The sequence below is a fragment of the Streptomyces sp. HUAS CB01 genome, assembly GCF_030406905.1.
GTDB classification, from domain to species: domain Bacteria; phylum Actinomycetota; class Actinomycetes; order Streptomycetales; family Streptomycetaceae; genus Streptomyces; species Streptomyces chengbuensis.
This window is the reverse complement of record NZ_CP129137.1, coordinates 6619526-6638818: the sequence shown is the minus strand read 5'-3', so window position 1 is coordinate 6638818 and position 19293 is coordinate 6619526. Positions and strand designations below refer to the sequence as shown.

Annotated in this window: 15 protein-coding genes; 5 read left to right on the top strand and 10 right to left on the bottom strand. The window is 71.1% G+C overall.

Features of this window, described 5'->3' with window-relative positions; all coding sequences use genetic code 11:
* Positions 1 to 14: 14 nt before the first annotated feature.
* Positions 15 to 1322: a DUF2254 domain-containing protein gene (locus QRN89_RS29150; RefSeq protein WP_290352404.1), complete on the top strand. Its 1308-nt coding sequence runs from the start codon at positions 15 to 17 to the stop codon at positions 1320 to 1322.
* A 99-nt stretch (positions 1323 to 1421) separates the two neighbouring features.
* On the opposite strand, the gene QRN89_RS29145 is transcribed toward QRN89_RS29150, so the two are convergent.
* From QRN89_RS29145 to sucC, 3 genes are all read right to left on the bottom strand, one after another.
* A complete protein-coding gene (locus QRN89_RS29145) occupies positions 1422 to 2981 on the bottom strand; it encodes an aldehyde dehydrogenase family protein (RefSeq protein WP_290352403.1) in 1560 nt (519 codons plus the stop codon).
* A 125-nt stretch (positions 2982 to 3106) separates the two neighbouring features.
* Entirely contained in the window at positions 3107 to 3988 is an 882-nt protein-coding gene (sucD, locus tag QRN89_RS29140) for a succinate--CoA ligase subunit alpha (RefSeq protein WP_290352402.1), read from the bottom strand.
* 11 nt (positions 3989 to 3999) lie between these two features.
* Positions 4000 to 5139: an ADP-forming succinate--CoA ligase subunit beta gene (sucC, locus tag QRN89_RS29135; RefSeq protein WP_290352401.1), complete on the bottom strand. Its 1140-nt coding sequence runs from the start codon at positions 5137 to 5139 to the stop codon at positions 4000 to 4002.
* Between the two features lie 188 nt (positions 5140 to 5327).
* On the opposite strand from sucC, the gene QRN89_RS29130 reads away from it, so the two are divergent.
* The 4 genes from QRN89_RS29130 (at position 5328) to QRN89_RS29115 (ending at position 11943) form a co-directional block, all read left to right on the top strand.
* On the top strand, positions 5328 to 7022 hold the full coding sequence (locus QRN89_RS29130; RefSeq protein WP_290352400.1) for a thiamine pyrophosphate-binding protein: 1695 nt from the start codon (positions 5328 to 5330) through the stop codon (positions 7020 to 7022).
* Positions 7023 to 7034: 12 nt separating this feature from the next.
* Complete coding sequence (frc, locus tag QRN89_RS29125; protein ID WP_290352399.1) at positions 7035 to 8264, top strand: formyl-CoA transferase; 1230 nt, start codon at positions 7035 to 7037, stop codon at positions 8262 to 8264.
* Positions 8265 to 8296: 32 nt separating this feature from the next.
* Positions 8297 to 10435, top strand: coding sequence for an acetate--CoA ligase family protein (locus tag QRN89_RS29120; protein WP_290353910.1), 2139 nt, complete (start codon positions 8297 to 8299; stop codon positions 10433 to 10435).
* A gap of 119 nt (positions 10436 to 10554) precedes the next feature.
* Complete coding sequence (locus QRN89_RS29115; protein WP_290352398.1) at positions 10555 to 11943, top strand: OFA family MFS transporter; 1389 nt, start codon at positions 10555 to 10557, stop codon at positions 11941 to 11943.
* An 11-nt stretch (positions 11944 to 11954) separates the two neighbouring features.
* Here QRN89_RS29115 and QRN89_RS29110 read toward each other — a convergent pair whose 3' ends face one another.
* The 7 genes from QRN89_RS29110 to QRN89_RS29080 form a co-directional block, all read right to left on the bottom strand.
* Positions 11955 to 12926, bottom strand: a complete 972-nt coding sequence (locus QRN89_RS29110) for a sugar phosphate isomerase/epimerase family protein (protein ID WP_290353909.1) — start codon at positions 12924 to 12926, stop codon at positions 11955 to 11957.
* 94 nt (positions 12927 to 13020) lie between these two features.
* Positions 13021 to 14430, bottom strand: coding sequence for an alkaline phosphatase family protein (locus QRN89_RS29105; RefSeq protein ID WP_290352397.1), 1410 nt, complete (start codon positions 14428 to 14430; stop codon positions 13021 to 13023).
* Positions 14427 to 15596, bottom strand: coding sequence for a metabolite traffic protein EboE (gene eboE / locus QRN89_RS29100; RefSeq protein ID WP_290352396.1), 1170 nt, complete (start codon positions 15594 to 15596; stop codon positions 14427 to 14429). Before eboE ends, QRN89_RS29105 begins: the two co-directional genes overlap by 4 nt.
* A gap of 13 nt (positions 15597 to 15609) precedes the next feature.
* Positions 15610 to 16458, bottom strand: a complete 849-nt coding sequence (locus tag QRN89_RS29095) for a TatD family hydrolase (protein WP_290352395.1) — start codon at positions 16456 to 16458, stop codon at positions 15610 to 15612.
* A complete protein-coding gene (locus QRN89_RS29090) occupies positions 16458 to 17075 on the bottom strand; it encodes an EboA domain-containing protein (protein WP_290352394.1) in 618 nt (205 codons plus the stop codon). The genes QRN89_RS29095 and QRN89_RS29090 overlap by 1 nt, the downstream gene beginning before the upstream one ends.
* Complete coding sequence (locus tag QRN89_RS29085) at positions 17063 to 17929, bottom strand: sugar phosphate isomerase/epimerase family protein (protein ID WP_290352393.1); 867 nt, start codon at positions 17927 to 17929, stop codon at positions 17063 to 17065. The genes QRN89_RS29090 and QRN89_RS29085 overlap by 13 nt, the downstream gene beginning before the upstream one ends.
* On the bottom strand, positions 17926 to 18801 hold the full coding sequence (locus QRN89_RS29080) for an SCO3242 family prenyltransferase (RefSeq protein ID WP_290353908.1): 876 nt from the start codon (positions 18799 to 18801) through the stop codon (positions 17926 to 17928). Before QRN89_RS29080 ends, QRN89_RS29085 begins: the two co-directional genes overlap by 4 nt.
* Between the last annotated feature and the right edge of the window lie 492 nt (positions 18802 to 19293).

The following is a 19293-nucleotide window of genomic DNA, read 5'->3' as shown; positions in this document are numbered from 1 at the left end:
TCTAGCCTCACGGCGTGAGCCGTGAACTCCGTCATCGCAGGCCGCGCGCGCTGTCCCCGCTGCGGGAGCATCTGCGCGACACCTTCTGGTTCGCGCCCACCATGGCCCTGGTGCTCGTCTGCCTGCTCTGGGGCATCGCCGACACCCTCGACGCCGCGCTCGTGGAGACCCTCCGCCAGAACGGGGACCTCGAGACCATCCGCCACCTCATGGGGATCGCCGAGGACGCCCGCACCATCGTCACCACCGTCAGTGCGGCGATGATGACCTTCATCGGCGTCGTCTTCAGCATCTCGCTGGTCGCCGTCCAGATGGCCGCCGGGAACTTCACCCCCCGCATCGTACGGATCTTCATCCGGAGCAGGATCAGCAAACTCACCTTCGCCGTGTTCCTGGCGACCTTCCTGCTGTCGCTGCTCGTCCTCACCTCGTACGACAGCGACGCCGACCCCCGGGACATCACGACCGTACCGCTGCTGCAGAGCGCCCTGACCGTCGTCATGGTCCTGCTCAGCCTGGTGCTGTTCATCGCCTACGTCACCCAGACCCTGCAGCTGATGAAGGTCGGGCCGGTCGTCGAACGCATCAACAAGGAGTCGCTCGACGAAGTCGCGAGGATGCCCGTGCAGGGACCCGACGAGACACCCCTGGCACCCGAGATCGCCCGCATGAGCCACCAGGGACACGCCGGCGTGCTGCGGGACGCGCACATCGCGCGGCTGGTGCGCGTCGCGCGGCGGAACGGGGTCGTGCTGCGGCTCATCCCCCGGATCGGGGACTACGTCGTGCCCGGCACGCCGGTACTCGCGGTGCACGGGCCGCGCGTGCCGGCCCGGTCGGCACTGCGGCACACCGTGTCGGTCGGGGTCGAGCGCACCTTCCACCAGGACCTGGGGTTCGGGCTGCGGCAACTGTCCGACATCGCGCTGCGGGCGCTCTCCCCCGCCGTGAACGATCCCACCACCGCCGTGCAGTGCCTCGACCGGATCGTCGAGTTCCTCGCGGTGGTCGCCACACGCCCGCTGGGCGCGGTGCACCACCGGGACCGCAAGGGAGTGGTGCGGCTGGTGCAGAACGTCCCCGGTTGGACCGACCTCGTCGACCTCGGCCTCACCGAGATCCGCGGGAACGCGGCTGCGAGCCCGCAGGTCTCCCGGCGCATGCTGGCCGGCATCGACGACCTGCTGCGGCTCGTAACGGACGAACGGCGCGCACCGCTGGAGCGGCATCGGGCGCTGCTCGTGCAGGCCGTGGAGCGGACCCTGCCCGAGGCGGCCGAGCGCGCGTTCGCGCTGCGGCCCGACCGCCAGGGCATCGGCTGACCCGACGGGACACCTCGGCCGCGCCGGGACACGCGGCCGACGGGGCGGCTCGTCGACGGGGCCCGGCATGCGCCGCGGCCCCGTCGCCCGGGCCCGGTGTCAGGCGTTGAGCTGGTAGTCGGGGAAGTTGCCCGGGAGACGCTCCCCCGGTTCGCCCTCGGTGACCGCCTTGACCAGCAGCTCGCCGCCGACGAACGCGCCGCGCCAGGACGCGCCGAAGCCGCCGAAGAGCTCCTCGCGGTCCCCGCGGGAACGCGGCTTCCCCCGGCCCACCTTGAACGCCCGGATCTGCGGCGACAACCGCTCGTACGTCTCCTGGTCGTCCGTGGACAGGGAGGCGACGAGCGCGCCGTTCGAGGCGTTCATCGCGGCGAGCAACTCCGCCTCCGTGTCGACGAGCACGATCGTGTCGACCGGCCCGAACGGTTCCGCGTGGTGCAGCGGGGAGGAGGGCGGCGGGTTGAGGAGGGTCACGGGCGCCACGTACGCACCGGTGTCCTGGCCGGGCAGGAAGTGGCCGTCCGCCAGGGACCCCCGGTGCAGGGGCACCGCGCCCCGGTCGACCGCCTCGGCCACCTGGTCGGTCAGTTCCTTGGCCTTCGCCGCGTTGATCAGGGGACCGAAGTCCAGTGCGGGGAGCGGGTCGTCGGGGTGCTCGACGGCGAGGGGGTGGCCCAGCCGGACGGAGCGGACCGCCGGCAGGTACGCGGCGAGGAAGTCGTCGAAGAGCGCCCGCTGGACGACGAACCGCGGGTAGGCGGTGCAGCGCTGCTTGCCGTAGTCGAACAGTTTGGGGATGACGGCGCCGAGCGCGTCCCAGTCCGAGTAGTTCCAGACACCCCAGGTGTTGAGGCCCTCCTGTTCGAGGATGTGTCGCTTGCCGAGGTCGGCCACGTCCGTGGCGATCCGGGCGCCGGTGTCGCGGCCGCCGACGAAGGAGACGCAGCCGATCTCGGGTGCGCGGACCAGGGCCTCGGACAGGTCGCCGCCGCTGCCGCTGACCAGGGTGACCGGGATGCCCTCGCGGGCGGCGAGCGCGCAGGCGAGGGTGAGGCAGGACAGGCCGCCGTCGGTGGGTGTCTTGGCGATGACCGCGTTCCCGGCGAGGGCCTGGACGAGCATCGCGTGGACGAGGACGGACATCGGGTAGTTCCAGCTGGCGATGTTGGAGACCGGACCGCCGAGCGGCGACCGGCCGTCGAGCATGTCCTCGATGCCGTCCGCGTACCAGCGGACTCCGTCGATCGCCCGGTCGACGTCCGCCTGGGCGAGCCGCCAGGGCTTGCCGATCTCGTGGACCAGCAGCAGGGACAGCAGCTCGCGGTGCTCGGAGAGCGCGTCGAGGGTGGCGTTCACCCTGGCGCGGCGCTCGGGGAGCGCGACGTGGCGCCAGGCCCGGTGCTGGTCGAGGGAGGCGCGGACGGCCTGGTGGGCGGCGTCCGCGGCGAGCCGGGGCGGGCCGGCGATCGGCCCGCCGTCGACGGGGCTGGTGGCGGGGAGGGCACGGCCGTCGGCCTGCCAGCGGCCGTCCCAGAGGTTGAGCACGCGGTCGTCGCGGAACGCCTCGGGGGCGACGGTCAGACAGCACTGCCAGGCGTCGGCCCAGGAGGTGCCGGGCTTGAGGGTGAGGGTGGGTGTGCCGTTGCGGGATGATGCCATGGGTGGTCTCCGCTCTCGGTGCACAGTCGGGGCGGGAGTGATGGCTCGTTGCGCGAGGAACGTCGTGAGCCCGGTACCCCGGCTGTCGCGCTCCTCCAACCAAGTGTGGGCGATGTCACCCCGTGTCATCGGTCGAGACGGCTCCGTACAAGCCGGGCGGTCTCGGTGGGGGTGGAGCCGACGGTGACGCCGGCGGCCTCGAGGGCGGCCTTCTTCGCCCGGGCGGTGCCGGCGGATCCGGAGACGATGGCGCCGGCGTGGCCCATGGTCCGGCCTTCCGGTGCCGTGAAGCCCGCGATGTATGCGATGACAGGTTTTGAAATCTGTTCGCTGATGTATGTCGCCGCCCGTTCTTCGGCGTCTCCCCCGATCTCACCGATCAGCACGATGAGTTCCGTGTCCGGGTCCTGCTCGAAGGCCGCGAGGCAGTCGATGTGGCTCGTCCCGATGACGGGGTCGCCCCCGATGCCGACCGCCGACGAGAAGCCGATGTCGCGCAGTTCGTGCATCAGCTGGTAGGTGAGCGTCCCGGACTTGGACACGAGCCCGATCCGCCCCGGCTGGGGCGCGATGTCCGCGGGGATGATGCCCGCGTTCGACTGTCCGGGACTGATGAGGCCGGGGCAGTTGGGGCCGATGATGCGAGTCCCTCGCGCTTTGGCGTAGGCGGTGAACGCGACGGCGTCGTGGACGGGCACGCCTTCGGTGATGACGACGACGAGGCCGATGCCCGCGTCCGCCGCTTCGATGACGGCGGCGGCGGTGAACTGGGGCGGGACGAAGACGACGGTCACGTCCGCGCCGGTGGCGTCCACGGCTTCGCGCACGGTGCCGAGGACGGGGACGGTGCGGTCGTCGAAGGCGACGCTCTGCCCGGCCTTGCGCGGGTTGACCCCGCCGACGACGTCGGTGCCGGCGGCGAGCATCCGCCGGGTGTGCTTCATGCCCTCGGCGCCGGTCATGCCCTGGACGAGGACCTTGCTGTCCTTGGTGAGATGGATGGCCATGTCCGGTCTCCTCACACTGCTGCGGCGTGGTGGGCGAGTTCGGCGGCCTGCCGGGCGGCGCCGTCCATGGTGGCGGCCTGCTGGACCAGGGGGTGCGCGCGTTCGTCGAGGATGGCGCGGCCGCGTGCGGCGTTGTTGCCGTCGAGGCGTACGACGAGGGGTTTGGTGAGCCGTACGGTGTCGAGTGCGGTGACGATGCCGTCGGCGACGGCGTCGCAGGCGGTGATGCCGCCGAAGACGTTGACGAGGACGCTGCGTACGCCGGGGTCGGCGAGGACGAGGGAGAGGGCGTCGGCCATGACGGTGGCGGAGGCGCCGCCTCCGATGTCGAGGAAGTTGGCGGGCCGGGCTCCGCAGCCGGCGACGACGTCGAGGGTGGACATGACGAGTCCGGCGCCGTTGCCGATGATGCCGACCTCGCCGTCGAGGCGTACGTAGCCGAGGCCCTTGTCGGCCGCGGCGGCTTCGAGGGGGTCGTCGTGGGTGCCGGTGCCGTCGCCCCACCGGGCCTGCCGGAAGCGGGCGTTGTCGTCGAGGGTGACCTTGCCGTCGAGGGCGAGGATGTCTCCGTCGGTGGTGCGGACGAGTGGGTTGACCTCGACGAGGAGGGCGTCCTCCGCGGTGAGGACCTGCCAGAGCCGCTGGAGTACGGGTGCGGTCGCGGCCGGCAGTCCGGCGGCGGCGGCGATGTCCCGGGCCTTGTCGGCGGTGACGCCTTCGCCGGGCTCGACGGGGATGCGGGCGACGGCTTCGGGCCGGGTGGCCGCGATCTCCTCGATGTCCATGCCGCCTTCCGCGGAGGCGATGGCGAGGAAGTGGCCGGCGGCGCGGTCGAGTACGTAGGAGACGTAGTACTCGGTGTCGATGGCGACGGGCCGGGCGACCAGCACCTGGTGGACGCGGTGGCCCTTGATGTCCATGGCGAGGATCTGGCGGGCGGTGAGTTCGGCGGCCGCGGGGTCGGCGGCGATTTTGACGCCGCCCGCCTTGCCGCGTCCGCCGGTTCTGACCTGGGCCTTGATGACGGCGCGGCCGCCGAGGCGTTCGGCGGCGGCGCGGGCTTCGCGGGCCGTGCGGACGGTTTCTGCGTCGGGCACGGGGATGCCGTGCTGCTGGAAGAGCTCGTGGGCTTGGTACTCGTACAGATCCATGCCGGCTCCTGTCTCGGAAAGTGCCGCACGCCCCCTGGACACCTTCTCCCGGATGCGGGATAACAAGGTTCATACAGTATTCGTCGACTGTATGCAATCTACGCGAGGGCGGTCCCCGGGCAGGTCGCAGCAGCCCGGAGCACCTGCTCTCGGCCACGGATCCCCCTACGAAGGGACGGGACTTCGCCATGCCCGACGACAGCCAGGACCGTCAGCAGGACCTCATCTCCGGTGGGCATCTGGTCGCCAAGGCGCTCAGGGCCGAAGGGGTCGACGTCGTCTACACCCTGTGCGGCGGACACATCATCGACATCTACGACGGCTGCGTGGACGAAGGCATCGAAGTCGTCGACGTACGCCATGAACAGGTCGCCGCGCATGCCGCGGACGGCTACGCCCGGATCACCGGGAAGCCCGGGTGCGCCGTGGTGACGGCGGGGCCGGGCACGACGGACGCCGTGACGGGTGTGGCGAACGCCTTCCGCGCGGAGTCGCCGATGCTGCTGATCGGGGGTCAGGGGGCGCTCACCCAGCACAAGATGGGGTCGCTGCAGGACCTGCCGCACGTCGACATGATGACGCCGATCACGAAGTTCGCGGCGACGGTGCCGGACACGGCGCGTGCCGCTGACATGGTGTCGATGGCGTTCCGTGAGTGCTACCACGGTGCTCCGGGGCCGTCGTTCCTGGAGATCCCGCGGGATGTGCTGGACGCGAAGGTGCCGGTGGAGAAGGCGCGGGTGCCGGCGGCGGGACGGTACCGGGCGTCGACGCGGTCGGCCGGCGATCCGGAGGCGGTGGAGCGGCTGGCCGATCTGCTGGTGCATGCGGAGAGGCCGGCGATCCTGCTGGGCAGTCAGGTGTGGACGACGCGGGCGACGGACGCGGCGATCGAGCTGGTGCGGGCGCTGAACGTGCCGGCGTACATGAACGGTGCGGGGCGGGGGACGCTGCCGCCGGGCGATCCGCACCACTTCCAGCTGTCGCGGCGGTACGCGTTCTCGAACGCGGATGTGATCGTGATCGTGGGCACGCCGTTCGATTTCCGGATGGGGTACGGGAAGCGGCTGTCGCCGTCGGCGACGGTGGTGCAGATCGATCTGGACTACCGGACGGTGGGCAAGAACCGTGATGTCGATCTGGGGATCGTGGGTGACGCGGGGCTGGTTCTGAAGGCGGTGACGGAGTCGGCTTCGGGGCGGCTGAACGGTGGTTCGGCGGGCCGGAAGGTGTGGTTGGAGGAGCTGCGTACGGCGGAGCAGGCGGCGTTGGAGAAGCGGTTGCCGCTGTTGCGGTCGGACGCGTCGCCGGTTCATCCGTACCGGCTGGTGAGTGAGATCAACGACTTCCTGACCGAGGACTCGGTCTACATCGGTGACGGGGGTGACATCGTCACGTTCTCGGGGCAGGTGGTGCAGCCGAAGTCGCCGGGGCACTGGATGGATCCGGGGCCGTTGGGGACGCTGGGTGTGGGGGTGCCGTTCGTGCTGGCGGCGAAGCAGGCGCGGCCGGACAAGGAGGTCGTGGCGCTGTTCGGGGACGGTGCGTTCAGTCTGACGGGCTGGGACTTCGAGACGCTGGTGCGGTACAACCTGCCGTTCGTCGGGATCGTGGGGAACAACTCGTCGATGAACCAGATCCGTTACGGCCAGGCGCAGAAGTACGGCCTGGAGCGGGAGCGGGTCGGGAACACGCTGGGTGATGTGCCGTACGACCGGTTCGCGCGGATGCTGGGTGGTTACGGCGAGGAGGTCCGTGACGCGGCGGACATCGGGCCGGCGTTGCGGCGTGCGCGTGAGTCGGGGCTGCCGTCGTTGGTGAACGTGTGGGTGGACCCGGACGTGTACGCCCCGGGGACCGTGAACCAGACCATGTACAAGTGAGGGGTGCCGGCCGTGGCGAAGGCTCTTGAGGGCGTGCGTGTCCTCGACATGACGCATGTGCAGTCCGGTCCTTCGGCGACGCAGTTGCTGGCGTGGCTGGGTGCGGACGTGGTGAAGCTGGAGGCGCCGGGTGGGGACATCACGCGGAGGCAGTTGCGTGACATCCCGGACGTCGACTCGCTGTACTTCACGATGCTCAACTGCAACAAGCGGAGCATCACGCTGAACACGAAGTCCGAGCGGGGCCGGGAGTTGCTGACGGAGCTGATCCGGCGTTCGGACGTGCTGGTGGAGAACTTCGGTCCGGGTGCGGTGGACCGGATGGGGTTCACGTGGGAGCGGATCAGGGAGATCAATCCGCGGATCGTGTATGCGTCGATCAAGGGGTTCGGTGAGGGCCCGTACACCGACTTCAAGGCGTACGAGGTGGTGGCGCAGGCGATGGGCGGGTCGATGTCGACGACGGGGTTCGAGGAGGGGCCGCCGTTGGCGACGGGTGCGCAGATCGGTGATTCGGGTACGGGTGTGCATGCGGTGGCGGCGGTGCTGGCGGCGTTGCTGCAGCGGGAGCGTACGGGTCGCGGTCAGCGGGTGAATGTGGCGATGCAGCATGCGGTGCTGAATCTGTGCCGGGTGAAGTTGCGTGATCAGCAGCGGCTGGCGCGGGGGCCGTTGGCCGAGTATCCCAATGAGGACTTCGGTGACGAGGTTCCGCGTTCGGGTAACGCGTCGGGGGGTGGGCAGCCGGGGTGGGCGGTGAGGTGTGCTCCGGGTGGTCCGAACGACTATGTGTACGTGATCGTGCAGCCGGTGGGGTGGGAGCCGCTGTCGCGGTTGATCGGCCGGCCGGAGTTGGCGGGGGACCCGGAGTGGGCGACGCCGGAGGCGCGGTTGCCGAAGCTGGGGAAGATGTTCCAGCTGATCGAGGAGTGGTCGTCGGCGCTGCCGAAGTGGGAGGTGCTGGAGCGGCTGAACGCGCACAACATTCCGTGCGGGCCGATCCTGTCGACGAGGGAGATCATCGAGGACGCGTCGTTGGTGGCGAACGGGATGGTCGTGGAGGTGGAGCATCCGGAGCGGGGTGTGTTCACGACGGTGGGTTCGCCGTTGAAGCTGTCGGATTCCCCGGTGGATGTGGTGCGTTCGCCGTTGCTGGGTGAGCACAACGCCGAGGTGTACGTGGGTGAGCTGGGGCTCGGGGACGAGGAGCTGCGGCTGCTGAGGACGAGTGGGGTGATCTAGTGGTGGGTTTCGGGGCGGACTCGGCGTTCGAGGTGCACCGGGATGTGGTGCGTGCGGTGCTGGACGCGGTGCGGTCGGAGGGTCGTTCGGCGTTGACGGCGCCGGAGGCCAAGGCCGTGGCGGACGCGTACGGGATCGCGGTGCCGGGTGAGGCGCTGGCGCGGGATGTGGAAGAGGCGGTGGTGCACGCCGACCGGCTGGGCGGGAAGGTGGTGTTGAAGATCGTCTCGCCGGATGTGCTGCACAAGACGGATGCGGGCGGGGTGGTCGTGGGGGTGGAGGGTGCCGCGGAGGTGCGGTCGGCGTTCCGGCGGATCGTGGAGAACGTGCGGGCGTATGCGCCGGATGCGCGGATCGACGGGGTGCAGGTGCAGCAGTTGCTGCCGCCGGGCCAGGAGGTGATCGTCGGTGCGGTGACGGATCCGACGTTCGGGAAGGTGGTGGCGTTCGGTCTGGGCGGTGTCCTGGTGGAGGTTCTGCGGGACGTCACGTTCCGGCTGGCTCCGGTGAGTGCGGACGAGGCGGAGTCGATGCTGGATTCGATCGGCGCGGCGGAGGTTCTGCGGGGGGTGCGGGGTGCGCCGGCGGTGGATCGCCGGGCGCTGGCGGAGCAGATCCGGCGGGTGTCGCGGCTGGTGTCGGATTTCCCGGAGATCGCGGAGGTGGATCTGAATCCGGTGGTGGCGACGCCGGAGGGGGCGGTGGCGGCGGATGTCCGGGTGATTCTGGCGGAGGGGGTGCCGAGGCGGCGGCGTCGTTATGGGCGTGAGGAGATCCTGGCGTCGATGCGGCGGTTGATGCGGCCGCGGTCGGTGGCGGTGATCGGGGCGTCGAACGAGCCGGGGAAGATCGGCAATTCGGTGATGCGGAATCTCGTCGACGGGGGTTTTCCGGGGGAGATTCATCCGGTGAATCCGCGGGCCGATGACATTCTGGGCCGCAAGGCGTACAAGAGTGTCACGGACGTTCCGGGTGAGGTGGATGTGGCGGTGTTCGCGATTCCCGCCCGGTTCGTGGCCGCTGCGCTGGAGGAGGTGGGCCGCAGGGGGATCCCGAATGCGGTGCTGATTCCGTCGGGTTTCGCCGAGACGGGTGAGCAGGCGCTGCAGGACGAGGTCGTGGCGGTGGCGGAGCGGTACGGGGTGCGGGTTCTGGGGCCGAACATCTACGGCTACTACTCGACGTGGCAGGACCTGTGTGCGACGTTCTGCACTCCGTACGACGTGCGGGGCGGGGTGGCGCTGACGTCGCAGTCGGGTGGGATCGGGATGGCGATTCTCGGTTTCGCGCGGGCGACGCGTACGGGTGTGTCGGCGATCGTGGGGCTGGGCAACAAGTCGGACCTGGACGAGGACGATCTGCTGACGTGGTTCGGGGAGGATCCGAACACGGATTGCATCGCGATGCATCTGGAGGATCTGAAGGACGGGCGTGCGTTTGTGGAGGCGGCGCGGGCGACGGTGCCGAGGAAGCCGGTGGTGGTGCTGAAGGCGGGTCGTACGAGTGCGGGTGCGAGGGCGGCGGGTTCGCACACGGGTGCGCTGGCGGGTGATGACGCGGTGTACGACGACGTGCTGCGGCAGGCGGGGGTGATCCGGGCGCCGGGTCTGAACGAGATGCTGGAGTACGCGCGGGCGTTGCCGGTGCTGCCGGCGCCGGGGGGCGACAATGTCGTCGTCATCACGGGTGCGGGTGGTTCGGGTGTGCTGTTGTCGGACGCGATCGTCGACAACGGGTTGCGTCTGATGGAGATTCCGCCGGATCTGGACGCGGCGTTCCGGGAGTTCATTCCGCCGTTCGGTGCGGCGGGGAATCCGGTGGACATCACGGGTGGTGAGCCGCCGGCGACGTACGAGGCGACGATCCGGCTGGGTCTGGAGGATCCGCGGATCCATGCGCTGGTGCTGGGTTACTGGCACACGATCGTCACTCCGCCGATGGTGTTCGCCGAGTTGACGGCGCGGGTGGTGGCGGAGTTCCGGGAGCGCGGGATCGAGAAGCCGGTGGTGGCGTCGCTGGCGGGTGACGTGGAGGTCGAGGAGGCGTGTGCGTATCTCTTCGAGCGGGGTGTCGTGGCGTATCCGTACACGACGGAGAAGCCGGTCGCGGTGCTGGGTGCGAAGTACGCCTGGGCGCGGGCGGCGGGGTTGCTGCCGGGTGGTGGTCGATGAGCTGAGGTGAGGCACCACCCGGGGGGCCCGCGGTCGTGCGTGTGCTGCGGGCCCCGGCACGAGAAGTACGGACAGGGGGCGCTGGCCTGGCTTCTTCGACGCAGGGGGTTCTGATCGACATGGTGACGACCGACGTTTCCTCGCCCGTCTCCTTCAGGGAGGTGACGGACGCCAATGGCCGGGTGTACCGCATCGGTGAGTCCGATGTGGACATCATGGGCCGCAAGCGCAAGTGGATGGTCGTTCTGCCCTGGGTGGGCATGATGGGCATCAGTTCGGCGGAGTATGCGTTCGCGTCGGCGGAGGAGACTCTGCACACGGCGCATTCGTGGAGCAGTCAGCACATTTTCTGGATGCTCGGTGTGTGGGTGTTCTTCCAGGCTGCGGTGGCTTTCCCGGCGGGGAAGCTGCGGGAGAGCGGGAGGTTGCCGGCGCGGTGGGCGATGATGCTGGGTGCGGTGGGGACGCTGCTGGGGTATCTGTCGCTGGCGTTCGCGCCTCATGTGGTGGTGGCGTATGTCGGGTTCGGCATGTTCAGCGGTATGGGCGCGGGCATGGTGTACGCGACGTGCGTGAACATGGTGGGCAAGTGGTATCCGGAGCGCAAGGGCGGCAAGACGGGGTTCGTCAACGGTGGTTTCGCCTATGGTTCGGTGCCGTTCGTGTTCATCTTCACCGGCTACATGGACCTGACGAACTTCCGCTGGGTGCTGGTGTCGGTGGGTGTGTTCCTGGCGGCGGTGGTGGCGGTGGCCGGTTACTTCTTCCGGGATCCGCCGAAGAACTGGTGGCCGGCGGAGGTGGATCCGCTGCGGAAGCCGGACGATCCGCGGGCGCGCCGGGCGTTGGAGAAGAATCCGCCGGCGGTGAGGCAGTTCACGCCGATCGAGGCGTGGCGGACGGGCCGGGTGGCGTTGATGTGGTTCTGTCTGCTGTGTACGTCGGGTGTGAACATCTTCGGTATCGCGTTCCAGGTGCCGTTCGGTGACGAGGCGGGTTTCGCGGGTGGGATCGTGGCGACGGCGATGTCGTTGAAGGCGATCGTGAACGGTACGGGCCGGGGTGTGATCGGCTGGCTGTCGGACCGTTACGGCCGGAAGCAGTGTCTGATCTTCGTGTGTGTGGTGCTGGGGTTGTCGCAGTACGGCATTCTCTGGTCGGGCAACATCCACAATCTGCCGCTGTTCCTGTTGTTCTCCAGCATTTCAGGTTTCGGTGGCGGGGCGATCTTCCCGATGTTCGCGGCGATGACGGCGGACTATTTCGGGGAGAACAACAACGCGTCGAACTACGGTCTGGTGTACAGCTCGAAGCTGGTGTCGGGTCTGCTGGGGTCGGGCATGGGTGCCGTGGTGGTGGCGGCGTGGGACTACGCGGGGGCGTTCGTCCTGGCGGGTTCGATCTCGCTGTTCGCGGGGTTCGTGGCGGTGTTCCTGCATCCGCCGGGGCGGCCGCGGGTCCGCCGGATCGCGGCGAACCCGCAGCCGATCAGCCGGGACGTGGTGTAGCGGGCCCGGTGTCAGCAGTCCTTCTCGCGCAGTGAGTGCAGGTGTGCGCTGGACTTGCGGGCGAAGGTGAAGGACTCGACGGGGTTGTCGTGCTCGGCCTGCCAGTGGTGGTCGAGCCGGCCGCCCCGGGTGCGGGTCACGGCCGAGATGAAGCGCTGGTAGTCGATGTCTCCGTCTCCGACGTCCACCATGCGGTAGCCGTCGCGGGCGGAGATGTCGCGTTCTCCGTCCTTGACGTGGAAGAGGGGGTAGCGGTCGGGCTGCTGCAGGACGTAGCGCAGGGGGTCGAAGGGGGCGGGGGTGCCGTCGGCGCGCTTGGAGAAGCGGAACTGGCCGGCGTAGGCCCAGTAGATGTCCATTTCCAGGTAGACGAGGTCGGGGTCGGTCTCGGCGAGGAGGACGTCGTAGAGGCGTACGTTCGGCTTGTCGGTGGCGAAGGAGAATTCCTCGGCGTGGTTGTGCTGGTAGAACTTCATGCCGCGGGCCTTGGCGGCGGCGCCGTACGCGTTGAACTCGTCGGCGCAGCGCTTCCAGCCGTCGACGGTGGCGCCGTAGCGCCAGGGTCCCGATGCGGTGCCGATGTGCTTGAGGCCGAGGGCCTGGGCGTCGTCGAGGACCTTGTCGAGGTTCTGGGCGAAGGTGTAGGCGCCGGGGTCGTTGTCGTTGTAGTAGCCGACGTGGCTGCCGATGGCGCGCAGTCCGTGGTCGCGGGTGAGGCGGCGGAGCTGCTGGAGGGTGATGGGGCCGGCGGAGCCCTGGGTGTAGCCGGCGTACTCGACCTCGTCGTAGCCGTACTTCTCCAGTTCGGCGAAGACGGCGGCGAAGCCGAGGGTGGAGACCTTGTCGCGGAGCGAGTAGAGCTGGATGCCGAGCCGGCCGGGGGGCAGGACGGGGCGGCCGTGGCTCTTGCCGTGGGCGGCGGCGGTGGGGGCGCCGGCGCCGAGGAGGGCGGCTGCGGTGGCGCCGGCGGCGACGCCGAGCATGCCGCGTCTGCTGAGCTTGTGGGCGAGTTCGGGGTCGGTGTGCTTGCTGGGGCGGGTCACGGTGGATGACTCCTCGTTGTCGGTGGGGTGTGGTTCAGTGAAGTCCTGCGAGTCGGAGCAGCAGGGTTTTGACTTCGGTGGCCGCGACGCGGCCGGTGACGGCGCGGGGGGTGGAGCACAGGATGAGCGGACCGTTGTCGGTGTCGTCGCTCGTGGGGAGGCGGCCGTGGCTCCCGCGAACAGGTGAGGGGTCGAGGGGGACGACGGCCATGCGGTAGCGCATGCCGAGTTTCTTGCGGGCGAGGGCTGTGGCGGCTTTGACGCGGACGTAGGGGTCCTCGGGGTCCATGAACAGTTCGACGGGGTCGTAGCCGGGTTTGCGGTGGATCTCGACGAGCTGGGCGAAGTCGGGGGCGTGGGCGTCGTCGAGCCAGTAGTAGTAGGTGAACCAGGCGTCGGGTTCGGCGACGGCGACGAGTTCGCCGGAGCGCGGGTGGTCGAGGCCGTGGGTCTTCTTGCCCTCGTCGTCGAGGAGTTCGGCGACTCCGTCGAGGCCGTGGAGTGCTTCGCGGGTGGCGTCGAGGTCTTCGGGGCGGCGTACGTAGACGTGGGCGATCTGGTGGTCGGCGACGGCGAACGCGCGGGAGGCCATGGGGTCGAGGTATTCCATGCCGTCCTGGGTGTGGACGTCGAGGAGCCCGGCGCGGCGCAGTTCGCGGTTGATGTCGACGGGCCGGGTGACGCGGGTGATGCCGTATTCGGAGAGGGCGACGACGGTGCGGCCTTCGGCGTGTGCGTCGTCGAGGAGGGGTGCCAGCGCGGTGTCGAGGTCGGTGGCGGCCCGGTGGGAGCGGGGGTCGTCGGGGCCGTAGCGCTGGAGGTCGTAGTCGAGGTGGGGGAGGTAGCAGAGGGCGAGGTCGGGGGTGCGGGTGCGGAGGATGTGGCGGGTGGCGTCGATGATCCAGCGGCTGGAGACGATGTCGGCGCCGGGTCCCCAGAAGTGGAAGAGGGGGAAGGTGCCGAGGCGGTCGGTGAGTTCGTCGTGGAGGGCGGGCGGGCGGGTGTAGCAGTCGGGTTCCTTGCGGCCGTCGGCGTAGTAGACGGGGCGGGGGGTGACGGTGATGTCGGTGTCGGCGCCCATGGCGTACCACCAGCAGATGTTGGCGACGGTGTAGCCGGGGTGGGCGCGGCGGGCGGCGTCCCAGAGTTTGTCGCCGGCGACGAGGCCGTTGTGCTGGCGCCACAGGAGGACGTCGCCGAGTTCGCGGAAGTACCAGCCGTTGCCGACGATGCCGTGTTCGGCGGGGAGGGTGCCGGTGAGGAAGGTGGACTGGGCGGTGCAGGTGACGGCGGGGAGGACGGTGCCGAGGGGGGCGTGGGAGCCGGCGGTGGCGAGGTGTTTGAGGTGGGGCATGTGGTCGAGGAGGCGGGGGGTGAGGCCGACGACGTCGAGGACGAGCAGGGGGGTGGGGCGGGGGGTGCCGTTGGTTGTGGTGTCGCTCATGGGAGTTCCTTGAGGCCGAGGTCGGTGAGCAGGTCGCGGGCGAGGGTGAGTTCGGCGGCGATGCCGTCGGCGAGCTGGGCGCGGCTGCGGGGCCTCAGTGCGTCGGGGAGGGCCTGCCAGGTGTAGGTCTCGACCTCGAGGTGCCGGGTGAGCGGGGTGGGGCCGCCGGCGAGCCGGGCGAGGGTGTCGCGGAGCACGGGCAGGGTGGAGGTGAGCGGCGGGGCGGGGGGTGCGTGGAGGGGGACGTGGAAGTGGGCGCGCCAGGGGGCGGCGTCGGGGAGGGCGTCGGCGGCGAGGGCTTCGTGGAGGTCGTCGGTGCCGCGGAGTCCGGCGGCGGTGCAGGTGCGGGTCTGGTGGAGGAAGCGGGGTTCGGCGAACGCGGCGAGGGCTTCGCGTACGTCGGGGAGGTGGGGGTGTTCGGCGTGGAGGGCGGCGGAGAGTTGTGCTTTGGGGATGGTGATGCCGGCTGCGGTGAGTGCGTCGAGGGCGGGGCCGGGTTGTTCGAAGGAGGTGGCGAGGTGGCAGGTGTCGACGCAGATGCCGATGCGGGGGCTGGCGACGGCGGTGAGGGGGCCGATGGCGTCGGTGGTGGTTTCGACGGTGCAGCCGGGTTCGGGTTCGAGGGCGATGCGGATGGACTTGCCGGTGAGTTCCTCGAGGGCGTCGAGGCGTTCGGCGAGGGTGGTGAGGGCGGTGTGTGCGGTGGTGGCGGTGTGCTCGTCCCAGCGGGTGCGCCAGGCGAGTGGGAGGGTGGAGACGGAGCCTTCGGTGACGTCGTCGGGGAGGAGTGCGGCGAGGAGGCGGGCGAGGTCGGCGGTGTGGGTGAGGCGTTCCGGTTCGGCCCAGTCGGGCCGGTAGACGCGGTGTTTGACCTCGTCGGCGCCGAAGCCTTCGTAGGGGAAGCCGTTGAGGGTGACGACTTCGAGTCCGCGCCGGTCGAGTTCGGCGCGCAGGCCGCGCAGGGCGGCGGGGTCGGTGGTGAGGGCGCGGGCGGCGTCGCGTGCGAGCCACAGGCCGATGCCGAGCCGGTCGCGGCCGAGGCGTTTGCGGACGGGTTCGCAGTGGTCGCGGAGCTGGGTGAGGACGCCGTCGAGGGTTTCGGCGGGGTGGACGTTGGTGCAGTAGGAGAGGTGGACGGTGGTGCCGTCGGGGTGGCGGAAGCGCATGGGCGCGGCCTCCTCATTCCCCGCCGCGGAGGATGGAGTTGCCCTCGTGGAGGGCCTCGGGCGGGGGGACGTCGAGCTGGAGGCGGCCGCTCTGGCCGTAGAAGGCGACGGGGTTGCGCCACAGCACCCGGTCGACGTCGTCGTGGGTGAAGCCGGCGGCGAGCATCGCGTCGGCCGTCTTCCGGGTCTTGAGGGGGTCGCTTCTGCCCCAGTCGGCGGCGGAGTTGACGAGGACGCGTTCGGTTCCGTGGTCCTCGAGGATGGCGACCATGCGGTCCTCGTCCATCTTGGTGTCGGGGTAGATGGAGAAGCCGAGCCAGCAGCCGCTGTCGGCGGCGGCTCTGACGGTGGTCTCGTTGAGGTGGTCGAGCAGGACCCGTTCGGGGGCGAGGGCGGACGCGTGGACGGCGTCGACGGTGCGGTGCAGGCCGGCGAGTTTGTCGCGGTGGGGGGTGTGGACGAGGGCGGGCAGTCCGTGGTCGGCGGCGAGCTGCAGCTGGGCGGCGAGGGCGGTGTCCTCTTGGGGGGTCATGGAGTCGTAGCCGATCTCGCCGACGGCGACGACGTTGTCCTTGTCGAGGTAGCGGGGCAGTGCGTCGAGGACGGGGCGGCAGCGGGGGTCGTTGGCCTCCTTGGGGTTGAGGGCGATGGTGCAGTGGTGGGCGATGCCGTGCTGGGCGGCGCGGAAGGGTTCCCAGCCGAGGAGGGAGTCGAAGTAGTCGAAGAAGGAGGCGGGTGAGGTGCGGGGCTGGCCGAGCCAGAAGGAGGGTTCGACGACGGCGCGGACACCGGCGTCGTACATCGCCCGGTAGTCGTCCGTGGTGCGGGAGGTCATGTGGATGTGCGGGTCGAAGATGCGCATCAGGACTCCTCCGTGGGGGACGTCAGGGCGAGGACGCGGTGGAGGTCGGCGGGGACGGGCCGGCCGGCGGCGGTGCGTTCGGCCGCGTAGTCGGTGAGCATGCGGGCGAGTTCGGTGTCGCCTTGGGCGCGGCGTTCGATGCCGTCGGCGGCGTCGACGGGGACGCCGGTGAACAGGCATTTGAGGACGGCGTGGCGCCAGGGGTGCGGGGGGAGGTGGCGGGCGGCGTAGGGGCCGACGGCGGCGGCGACGAGGTGGGTGTCGTTGGTGCGCAGTGCGTCTTCGACGAGAGGGAGGCCGTCGGCGGGGTCGGGGGCGAGGTGGTGGAGGGCGAGGAGCACGGCGCGGCGTTCGGCGGCGGTGCCCTGCCGGTAGAGGCGGGTGAGGGTGGCGGCGTCCGCGCGGGCCGCGTGGAGGAGGTGGGTGCGTACGGAGTCGGCGTGTTCACGGCCGCAGTGGCGGCCGGCGGACGCGAAGCGGGTCTCCCAGGCGGGGACGGTGTGGGGGCCGGCGGGGTCCTGGGGGGCGCGGGCGGCTTCGGCGAGGGCTTCGTGGAACCAGGCTCGGGCGGCGCCGTCGAGCCTGCTGTCGAGGTCGTCGAGGGTCAGGGTCGCCATGCCGGGGCTCCGTTCGTCGGGAGGCGGGGGCGCAGGAAGTCGAGGGAGGCGCGGGCGAGTTCGGGTCCCGCGTGGGAGTGGCGGGGCAGTTCGACGACGGTCAGTCCGCCGTAGCCGGTGGCGGCGAGGGCGTCGAGGACGGGCGGGAAGTCGATGTCGCCGTCGCCGAAGGGGAGGTGTTCGTGGACGCCGCGGCGCATGTCCTCGATCTGGACGTGCCGCAGCCAGGGCGCGGCCTGCTTGACGCACTCGGCGGGCGGGGCGGGTTCCAGGCACTGGCAGTGGCCGATGTCGAGGGTGAGGCCGAGGGGTTCGGGGTCGCCGAGGAGGGCGCGTAGGTGGTGGAAGTCGTCGAGGGTGGCGAGGAGGTGGCCGGGTTCGGGTTCGATCGCGAGGGGGACGCGGGCGGTGGCGGCGGCGTCCAGGACGGGGGTGAGGGCCGATTCGAGGCGCCGCCAGGCGGTGTCGATGGGGGTGCCGTGGGGGGTGGTGCCGCTGAAGCAGTGCACGGCGTGGGCGCCGAGGTCGGCGGCGACCTGCACGGCCCGCAGGAGGAGCCCGGTGCGTGCGGTGCGGGCGTCGGGGTCCGGGTCGAGCAGGGACGGTCCGTGCTTGTGCCGCGGGTCGAGCACATAGCGGGCGCCGGTCTCGACGGTGACCTCGAGCCCGAGGTCGGCGAGACGGCCCGCGAGCCGGCGGGTGCGTGCGACGAGGTCGGGGGCGAGGGGATCGAGGTGCATGTGGTCGAGGGTGAGGCCGACGCCGTCGTAGCCGAGGTCGGCGAGGAGGACGAGGGCGTCGTCGAGGCGCAGGTCGGTGAGGCCGTTGGTTCCGTAGCCGAGGCGCAGGCTCATGTGGGGCTCACCTTCCGGGCGAGTCGGCGGGCGAGGGGGGCGAGGCCCAGGAGGGCGAGTCCGGTGCCGGGTGCTCCGGCACGGGCGGCGAGGGCGGCCTGCAGCGGGATCATGGCGCGGATGCCGGCGCCGACGGCGCGTTGGGTCAGGGGCGGGGACGGGTTGAGAGCGGCGTGGAGGAGGGGGGTGAGGGCGGTGCGGGCGTAGGCGAGGCCGGTGAGTGCGGTGGTCGTCTGCCCTGCGGCGGGGAGCCGGCCCCGCGCGGCGGTGCGCAGCGCGTGGCGGGTGGTGGTGGAGGTGATGGCGAGTGTGGTCGTGAGCGCCGCGAGGGGTGCGGTGGTGGAGCCGCCCTGCGTCTCGTGGCGGGACACGGTGGTGACGGCCCAGGTGTGGGCCGCGAGGAGTCCCGCGTGCGGCAGTGCGGCGCGCAGGGCCGGTGCGGTGTCGCGGGGGCGGGTGGCCGCCGCGCCGAGGAGGAGGTCGAGTGCGCGGGCGGTGGCCATGGCGGCGGGGCCGGCGGCTGTGTGCTTGAGGCGGAGGTCGTATGCCCACACGGCGGCGGCGAGGGCGGTGGCGACGGTGAACGGGGCGCGGCCCGCGCGGGCGGCGATCGCCAGTCCGGCGGCGGTCAGGGCGCCTGCGGCGGCCAGGGCGGCGGCGGGGCTGATGCGGCCGGACGGGATGGGCCGGTGGGGGCGGTCGACGGCGTCCTCGTCCCGGTCGCTCCAGTCGTTGAGGGCCATGCCCGCTTCGTAGAGGCAGAGGGAGGTGCCGATGGCGAGCAGGGTGCGGCGGGAGGGGCGGACCCCGGCGGCCGCGGCGCCGGCGAGGGCGTCGCCGGGGACGGTGAACAGTGCGGACACGCGCAGCAGTTCGGCCCACGCGGCGAGCCGCCCGGGGCGCGGGCCGTCGGCGGGCCGGCTGCCGGAGGGCGGGCCGTCGGCGTGCGGGCCGCCGGAAGCCGCACCATCGGCAGACGTCGCGTCAGCACACGCACCCCCCGGGCGCCGACCCTCAGCGGGTGTTGTGTCGTCGCGCCGACCGCCGGCACGCGGACCGCCGACAGGTGTTGTGCCGACGCGCTCAGCACGGTGCGCGCCGCCGGAGCGTCGGCTGTGGGAACGCGGAACGTCGGTGGGCGTCGCACCGGTACTGGGTCTTTCCGCGCCCGGATCGCCGGAACCCGGGCCGCCGAGGTGGGAACCGCCGACGGGTGTTGTGTCGGCGGGCGGGCCCTGGGAGGCGGGACCGCGGAGACCCGCACCATCGGCAGGTGCATGGCCGAAACGGCCGCGCCCGGTATCCTCCGCTCCCCCGGCGGCCGTGCCTCCGCCCCGGACGGGCGCCGTCGCGGGCGGCGGGAA